2 protein-coding genes and 1 rRNA gene are annotated in these 3,345 nt (G+C 66.1%); 2 read left to right on the top strand and 1 reads right to left on the bottom strand.

The window, feature by feature from the left end:
- Positions 1-730 (bottom strand): RDD family protein (locus tag B9S61_RS32005; protein WP_103545321.1); only part of this gene is annotated, 730 nt, incomplete at its 3' end.
- Between the two features lie 93 nt (positions 731-823).
- Here B9S61_RS32005 and B9S61_RS32000 point away from each other — a divergent pair.
- Entirely contained in the window at positions 824-1,831 is a 1,008-nt protein-coding gene (locus tag B9S61_RS32000) for a stage II sporulation protein M (protein WP_103545320.1), read from the top strand.
- Positions 1,832-2,383: 552 nt separating this feature from the next.
- Positions 2,384-3,345: ribosomal RNA gene (locus B9S61_RS31990) — 16S ribosomal RNA — on the top strand; the annotation flags it as partial.

The following is a 3,345-nucleotide window of genomic DNA, read 5'->3' as shown; positions in this document are numbered from 1 at the left end:
GCGCCTCCCGGACCTGCCGCTCCTGCAACACCGCCGCCAGATACGCCGCGGGCGGCACCCCCGGCGGCACCGGCGCCCCGGTGCGCCCCGCCAGGTCAGAGGCCAGCCGCTCCGCCATCGACCAGCCGACCGCCGGATCCAGCTGCCGCATCCGCGTCAGGTACTGACGGACGGCGAGCCACAGACCATCGGGCACCGCCGACAGATCGAGCCCGGTGAAACGCCCGGCCAGCCACGGCGGAGGCGGCGGCACGAAACCCGTGTGCGCGGCCGGTACCCGCTCCCGGACGACCAGAGTCCCCGCGAAGACGTCCCCGAGCCGACGGCCACGCGCCGAGACCAGCGAGGCGACGCAGGCCACCACCCCGAGGGTCATCAGGATCTCGATCACACCGATCAGCCCTCGCACCAGCGCATGCCGGAACCGGATCGGCCCCCCGTCGTCCCGCACCACCCGCAGACCGCACGCCATCTTCCCGAGCGACCGCCCGTGGCTGAGCGTCTCGACCACGATCGGCCCGCCCACCAGGACCAGGATGAACCCGGAGATCGATATGGCCGTCCGCGCCGCCTCGTCCAAAGAGGCCGTGGCGGCCGCGAGACCGATGGTCACCGCGATGTACAGGGCGACGCCGGCCGCCAGATCGAGCAGGACGGACAGCGCCCTGCTGGGAAGCCTCGCGGGGCGCAACTCCAGCGCCACCGCCTCGCCCGTCACCAGCTCACTCACGCCCGTCGCCCTTTCCTGGCCTGCCCCGAACACCGCCAGTCTGCCAAGCTGATGACCCGACCGTCGACGCACAGCCGAGGAGCAGGCACACCGATGGACCTCGACGTCTTCGTCTCCGCCCACCGCGCGGAGTGGGACCGCCTCGACGCCCTCCTCCGGCGCCAGCGCCGCCTCACCGGCGCGGAGGCCGACGAACTCGTCGTCCTCTACCAGCGCACCGCGACCCACCTCTCCCTGATCCAGTCGGCCGCTCCCGATCCACAGCTGACCGGCAGGCTCAGCCAACTGGTGGCACGCGCGCGCAGTGCGGTGACCGGCGCCCGCCGGGCCTCCTGGCAGGACGTCACACGCTTCCTGACCCACAGCTTCCCGGCCGCCGTCTACCGGGCACGCCACTGGTGGGTGCCCACGGCACTGCTCTCCACAGCGGTGGCGGCACTGCTCGGCTGGTGGATAAGCACCCATCCCGAGGTACAGGCGTCCATCGCGGCCCCCAGTGAGCTGCGCGAGCTCACCCGTCCCGGCGGCCAGTACGAGACGTACTACTCGAGCAACCCGGCGGCGTCCTTCGCCGCCCAGGTGTGGACGAACAACGCCTGGGCCGCGGCGCTCTGCCTGATCCTGGGCGTCTTCCTGGGCCTGCCGGTCCTTTGGATCCTCTTCCAGAACATGCTCAACCTCGGCGTCGGCTTCGGCCTGATGTCCTCCGCCGGCCGCCTCGACACCTTCCTCGGACTCGTCCTGCCGCACGGCCTTCTGGAGCTCACCGCCGTCTTCGTGGCCGCCGGGACCGGCCTCCGGCTCGGCTGGACGGTCATCGACCCGGGCCCGCGGACCCGCCGCACGGCACTCGCGGAGGAGGGCCGCGCGGCCCTGGCCATGGCGATCGGCCTCGCCCTGGTGCTCTTCGTCTCCGGCGCCGTCGAAGGCTTCGTGACCCCGTCCGGCCTGCCCACCTGGGCGCGCATCACCATCGGTGTCGTGGCCGAGCTGGCCTTCCTGGCCTACGTCTATGTCGTGGGCGGACGCGCGGCACGCGCCGGCGAGACAGGTGACCTCGACGCGTCGGAGCGCAGCGCCGACGTGCCCATGGCCGCCTGATGTGCGGAGCGTCCCGGTGAGCTGCTAGTCTCCTCTTCGCCCCGTAGGAACCGTTGACACGGAACGTGCGGGGAGGTAGATTTGAACAGTTGCCTGGAGACGAGGTCTGAGCTCCGGAAGGCTACAGTGAGCATCTTCCGCTTCTCGACGAAACGCTGATTTCGCGGAAGCGCCTCCCGATAAATCGGAAAACGAGGGCCGGTAAGTCCGCCCCGAAACCTCTGATAAAGTCGGACTCGCCGGAAAGGGAAACGCGAAAGCGTGGAACTCGAAAGCGCCGAGGAAATCGGATCGGAAAGATCTGGTAGAGTCGGAAACACCGAAGGGAAGCCCGGAGGAAAGCCCGAGAGGGTGAGTACAAAGGAAGCGTCCGTTCCTTGAGAACTCAACAGCGTGCCAAAAGTCAACGCCAGATATGTTGATACCCCGTCCATCCGGTTTCGGATGGTCGAGGTTCCTTTGAAGAAAACACAGCGAGGACGCTGTGAACCATCGGATCATTCCTCCGGTGGTTCCGCTCTCGTGATGTGTGCACCCGATTACGGGTAAACATTCACGGAGAGTTTGATCCTGGCTCAGGACGAACGCTGGCGGCGTGCTTAACACATGCAAGTCGAACGATGAACCACTTCGGTGGGGATTAGTGGCGAACGGGTGAGTAACACGTGGGCAATCTGCCCTGCACTCTGGGACAAGCCCTGGAAACGGGGTCTAATACCGGATACTGACCCTCACGGGCATCTGTGAGGGTCGAAAGCTCCGGCGGTGCAGGATGAGCCCGCGGCCTATCAGCTTGTTGGTGAGGTAATGGCTCACCAAGGCGACGACGGGTAGCCGGCCTGAGAGGGCGACCGGCCACACTGGGACTGAGACACGGCCCAGACTCCTACGGGAGGCAGCAGTGGGGAATATTGCACAATGGGCGAAAGCCTGATGCAGCGACGCCGCGTGAGGGATGACGGCCTTCGGGTTGTAAACCTCTTTCAGCAGGGAAGAAGCGAAAGTGACGGTACCTGCAGAAGAAGCGCCGGCTAACTACGTGCCAGCAGCCGCGGTAATACGTAGGGCGCGAGCGTTGTCCGGAATTATTGGGCGTAAAGAGCTCGTAGGCGGCTTGTCACGTCGGTTGTGAAAGCCCGGGGCTTAACCCCGGGTCTGCAGTCGATACGGGCAGGCTAGAGTTCGGTAGGGGAGATCGGAATTCCTGGTGTAGCGGTGAAATGCGCAGATATCAGGAGGAACACCGGTGGCGAAGGCGGATCTCTGGGCCGATACTGACGCTGAGGAGCGAAAGCGTGGGGAGCGAACAGGATTAGATACCCTGGTAGTCCACGCCGTAAACGGTGGGCACTAGGTGTGGGCGACATTCCACGTCGTCCGTGCCGCAGCTAACGCATTAAGTGCCCCGCCTGGGGAGTACGGCCGCAAGGCTAAAACTCAAAGGAATTGACGGGGGCCCGCACAAGCGGCGGAGCATGTGGCTTAATTCGACGCAACGCGAAGAACCTTACCAA

Source organism: Streptomyces sp. SM1, from assembly GCF_002910825.1.
In the GTDB taxonomy this organism is placed as follows: domain Bacteria; phylum Actinomycetota; class Actinomycetes; order Streptomycetales; family Streptomycetaceae; genus Streptomyces; species Streptomyces okerensis.
This window is presented reverse-complemented; position numbering and strand designations above follow the sequence as displayed.

Bases quoted from the DNA above. Each gene is read 5' to 3' on its own strand.
- B9S61_RS32000 (WP_103545320.1), top strand. From the start codon at position 824: ATGGACCTCGACGTCTTCGTCTCCGCCCACCGCGCGGAGTGGGACCGC.